The sequence below is a fragment of the Eubacterium sp. genome, assembly GCF_057858645.1.
The window spans coordinates 1-4,550 of record NZ_DBLZZO010000048.1 but is presented as its reverse complement, the minus strand read 5'-3'; the positions used below and the strand labels follow the sequence as shown (position 1 = coordinate 4,550).

Here is a 4,550-nt window from a genome sequence, read left to right as displayed (position 1 = left end):
TTAGCTGCATTGCATGGTCCCGATCAAATTGCTGGGGGGCGAGCAGATAATATCACCGGTTTAGGAAATTCGGGAATAAATTCATCAATTGGAAGCCAATGGAAGAGTAGAGTTAATGTATTAGACGATTATGTAAACTCGAAAATTAGCAACTACATAAAATCAAATCCCACTAATACTAATGGTTGGAAAAATTTACATTTAGATGTAGAGTTATCGATAGGTAACTAGAAAGGAACATAGATGATATATAGAGACTTTCATAGAGAAAATGAAATTGGAAATGATGTAATAAAAAAATATAGTGATATTCTTCCAAAAGAATTAATTTCTATTTGGAAAAAATACGGTACTGGAAGCATGATGAACGGATTTCTTAAAGTAGTTAATCCGGATGAATATATTGAGATACTTCGGGAGTCTTTTGCAGACTATGAGGGAGTGGTTCCAGTTATGTTAACAGCTTTTGGAGACATAATAACTATTAATAGTGAGGGGAGAGTTGATATTATTTATTATCGTTATGGATATTATAGTGTAATTGCAACTGGTTGGGAGATGTTTGAGGTGTTTGCTGGCGATTCTTTTATGAATGAAAGAATGTTTAAGAATATTCTTTATAATGCTGCTGTCGAAAAACATGGGAGAGTTGAATTTGAAGAATGCTTTGGTTATGTCCCATTACTCGCTTTGGGAGGAAATGAGACGGTTGATAATCTTAAAAAAATAAAAACAAAGGAGCATATTGAAGTAATAATTGAGATGGTTGGAATTATATCAGATATGAAGTCGATAATTATGTAATAAACACAAGGAGTATAGTATATGTTAAAAGGATTTGAAGAATTATCTGAATAAAAAATATATTCCGTAAATAGAAATCAATCTGTAATTAATAAAATGATTCAAGTAATGAATATTGCTTGGAGCCTGTTGGGGAGCAATAACAGGAGCAGTTATCGGTGGTGTTGCCGGTGGACTGGAAAGTATGAGCCAAGGCGGTTCTTTCCTTGACGGATTTGAAGATGGTGCTTTTTCAGGTGCAGTAGGCGGTGCTATTGGAGGCGCAGCTTTTGCAGGACTTGGAGTTGCCGGATCCGCATTAGGCAAGGGAATCAGTTGTGCATCAAAACTCGGAAAAGCAATAAAGGGAACGGCAGCGGTATCAAAAGTGCTGAGCCTTGGAATGGCTGGATTTGATATGATTTCTTTAGCTGATATGGCAATTGATAATAAAAATAATCCTATTGCTGATTTAAATAAAAAGCTACATTCAAATAAAGCTTATAATGTATTTCAAATAAGTGTGTCGGCACTTGCAGTATTTACCGGTGGTATGACAACAACTATGAAGTGTTTTGTCGCAGGAACTTTAGTATTAACAATAGATGGATTAAAAAAAATCGAAGACATCGAGGTTGGAGATAGGGTTTTAGCAGCAGATACAGATACGATGGAAAGAAAATACAAAGAGGTATTAGATACATTTGTAAGAAAGACAAATGATTTGATACATATTTTCATTGGAGAAGAAGAAATAGTTACTACAGCAGACCATCCATTTTGGGTCGAGGGAAAAGGTTTTGTCCCTGCAATGAGCCTTGTAATAGATAGTGAATTATTAAACAACAGTGGAAATGTAGTACGTGTTGATAATTTACTTAGAGAAACAAACGCTGATGGTGCAGAGGTATATAACTTTAAAGTAGATGAGTATCATACGTATTATGTAGGAGATATGCATATTCTTGTTCATAATGCAGGTGATGCATATAGTCGTCCTTCGGGATTCAGAAAAGGTGTAAGAGATAAAGCATGGGAAGAAGTTGAAAAAGCATCTCCAGATGGTATAGTTCACGATCCTAAAACAGGACGACCAATGAGTAAAGATGAACCATGGGATATGGGACATAAGCCTGGGTATGAGTTTAGAAAACATAGAGCAAGTGCACGGGAAAGAGGAATTACTAGGAAACAGTTTCTAGATGAACATAATAATCCTTCACATTATAGACCAGAATTGCCGTCATCAAATAGGAGTCACGTATGCGAAGATTTAACAGATTTATATCTAGGACCATGATTATATTATAAAAAATAGAAAAAGTAGAAATAGGAGAAAGGAAATATGCAACAAAAAAAATATATTTTTCAAATTCTTCATAAAGAAATAAAACTTGCACCTAAAGTGTTAGCTTTTGCAGATGACACAAATGAAAACAGTATTGATATTTATATTGGAGAAGATAGGCCAGATATAGGGCTTAACACATACTCTACTATTGGACTATCAAAGTTTCCAGTTGATTTGGTTTGTAGTGACGGAAGAGAAATCAGAGTAGAATATATTGGAATGTGTAATAGTGATTTCAGCGAATTTCCTAATATTGTTGCGTCGTGTGCATTTAATATTATTAAAGATAATTACATATGTAAGCCAGGAATGGTGGCGATTGATGCTATCGCGGATTATTGTGATGAACTAGAAATGAAGCATATTTATTATACTATTCCAATATTCTGGGAGAAGCTACAAGGAATAGAATATGAAAATATAATTATTAATTGGTTATATATGGTGCCAATTTCCGACAAAGAATTAGAATACATTGAAGAGTTTGGTGATGAAAAATTCGAAGAACTATTAGAAGAAAAAAATGTCGATGTGTTTGACATATATAGAAAATCAATAATATAGGGATTGAGAAGGAACTATTATTGACAGATATGGTTCTAAATATGGACAATATACTTCTCCGGTAGGAACACCTTTTGGTCAAAGAGCATTGCCATACAGAGATAATTTATGGGCATATCATAAGTATGCTGTTGTTAAGGACATTAATAATGTAACTACATCGACTATCGAATCTACGTTCAATATGCTAGGTATGGGTATTCAAATTGAAATGCAAGCGTTGATTAAGAGATTGGTAAAGGTTGGATATTTGAGGGAGATATTATAATGGATAAAAAAGAATTTATAAAAATCATGAAAAAAAACCACGTTCCTAATTTTTATTATAATATAGAGGGAACAGGACGTGATGATGAGCGCTTTTACTTGAACAAAGATGAACATGGATGGAATGTATATTACGCTGAAAGAGGTTGCAAAACTACAAATAAATATTTTAATAGTGAAAGTGAAGCATTAGAATACATTTGCAAGAGATTAACTGAATAAACTCTATTTTGGTAGTTAGTGACAATCATCTCCAAAATTTTAATTAAATAAGTGAAAGTATAAAGCAAATTATTGAAGCGTGAGGTAAATAAAACAAGATGAATTCAAATGAAATGAGAGGATCAGACTTTATATATCAAATTGATAGTTCGTATGGATTAAGTCAAGACGGATATATTGCAACAGGTACAGAAAGTATTGTTTATAAAGGATTAAAAATATCTAAAGACAGAAAGATTGTTATGTCTTGTGTTTTGAAATTTAAATACAAGCATATAAGGATGAGTACAAAGGACAATGAGGAACAAGGAATCGATGTACTAACACGTTTTAAAGAAAATGATTTGAAAATATTTGATAAATTACAGAATTGCCGTTCAGTAGTAAGAATATATGATGTAATTGAGGATTTGGGAGATTTTTCATTATTAGATAAGCATATTCCTAAAGGTGGCAAGCCATTATTAATAGACAAAGACAGATTTTTTTGTGTAGTAGAAGAATTTGTCGATGGATGGTCATTAGAAGAATATTGCAGAGATGTTTATTGGAAATTAACAGCTACCAAAGAATTGCAATATGGATTAAAGGAAAAAATTAGTTTTCATGAATTTAATTCTGAATTGCAGAATAGTAAAATTGAAAGTTATAAGAAAGATTATAAAAGTATAATTCGTTATCAAAATGAAATATATAATTTTATGATTAATCTGTGTGACATAATGGAATATGTTACAGAAAAGAACAGAATATTGCATCTAGATATAAAACCTGACAATATAATGGTTACCCGCTATGGTAGGGAATTAATTTTAATTGATTTTGGCAGGTCAGGAACATTAAATGAACATAACTACATAGAAAGTCAACTTGCAGGAGCAGATTATAATACAGAAGAAAGAATTGAAAGAATGTTCCAATATGGAACATTGGGATATGCGGCTCCGGAAAACTATGTTAAACCAATTAATGATTCAAAATATCCACTTGACAAGAATAAAGTGGAACTAGGGAAGATGACAATAGAAAGTGATATATTTTCTTTTGGCGCAACTTTCTGGGAGTGTCTTAATATTTTTGAATTGTATACAAAAAGCAGAGAGTTTGCAAAAGATAAAGGTGAGGGTGGATCATATGATTATTACAGAAAATATGTTCTGAATAATGAAGCATATTGTGATAGAGATCTTTCGTTAACTTCATCACATTATCATTTGGAACTGGAAAAAATAATTAGAAAATGTACAAGATCACGAGATAATGATTATAGAAATCCGGATAATGATAGATATTACCATTCGTATAAGCAATTGAGAGAGGATATTGAATTTGCACGAGATTCTTCACCGACAATTGTTAAAAC

Annotated in this window: 7 protein-coding genes; all 7 read left to right on the top strand. The window is 32.3% G+C overall.

All coding sequences use genetic code 11. The features are described 5' to 3' along the window. On the top strand, positions 1-231 hold a 231-nt coding region (locus ACZM4J_RS12045), incomplete at its 5' end, for a polymorphic toxin type 15 domain-containing protein (protein ID WP_489486271.1). Between the two features lie 12 nt (positions 232-243). Further along, complete coding sequence (locus ACZM4J_RS12040) at positions 244-804, top strand: T6SS immunity protein Tdi1 domain-containing protein (protein ID WP_005360952.1); 561 nt, start codon at positions 244-246, stop codon at positions 802-804. Between the two features lie 115 nt (positions 805-919). Further along, positions 920-2,083 (top strand): polymorphic toxin-type HINT domain-containing protein, encoded by a 1,164-nt coding sequence (locus tag ACZM4J_RS12035; RefSeq protein WP_215723935.1) that lies wholly within the window; start codon positions 920-922, stop codon positions 2,081-2,083. A 45-nt stretch (positions 2,084-2,128) separates the two neighbouring features. Then, positions 2,129-2,698 carry a suppressor of fused domain protein gene (locus ACZM4J_RS12030; protein ID WP_005363462.1) on the top strand — a complete coding sequence of 190 codons (570 nt, stop codon included), beginning with the start codon at positions 2,129-2,131 and terminating at the stop codon, positions 2,696-2,698. A gap of 16 nt (positions 2,699-2,714) precedes the next feature. Further along, positions 2,715-2,966, top strand: a complete 252-nt coding sequence (locus ACZM4J_RS12025; RefSeq protein WP_118030803.1) for a TNT domain-containing protein — start codon at positions 2,715-2,717, stop codon at positions 2,964-2,966. Beyond that, a complete protein-coding gene (locus ACZM4J_RS12020) occupies positions 2,966-3,187 on the top strand; it encodes a hypothetical protein (RefSeq protein WP_118030802.1) in 222 nt (73 codons plus the stop codon). Before ACZM4J_RS12025 ends, ACZM4J_RS12020 begins: the two co-directional genes overlap by 1 nt. A 98-nt stretch (positions 3,188-3,285) precedes the next feature. Then, positions 3,286-4,550 (top strand): protein kinase domain-containing protein (locus ACZM4J_RS12015; protein ID WP_489486268.1); only part of this gene is annotated, 1,265 nt, incomplete at its 3' end.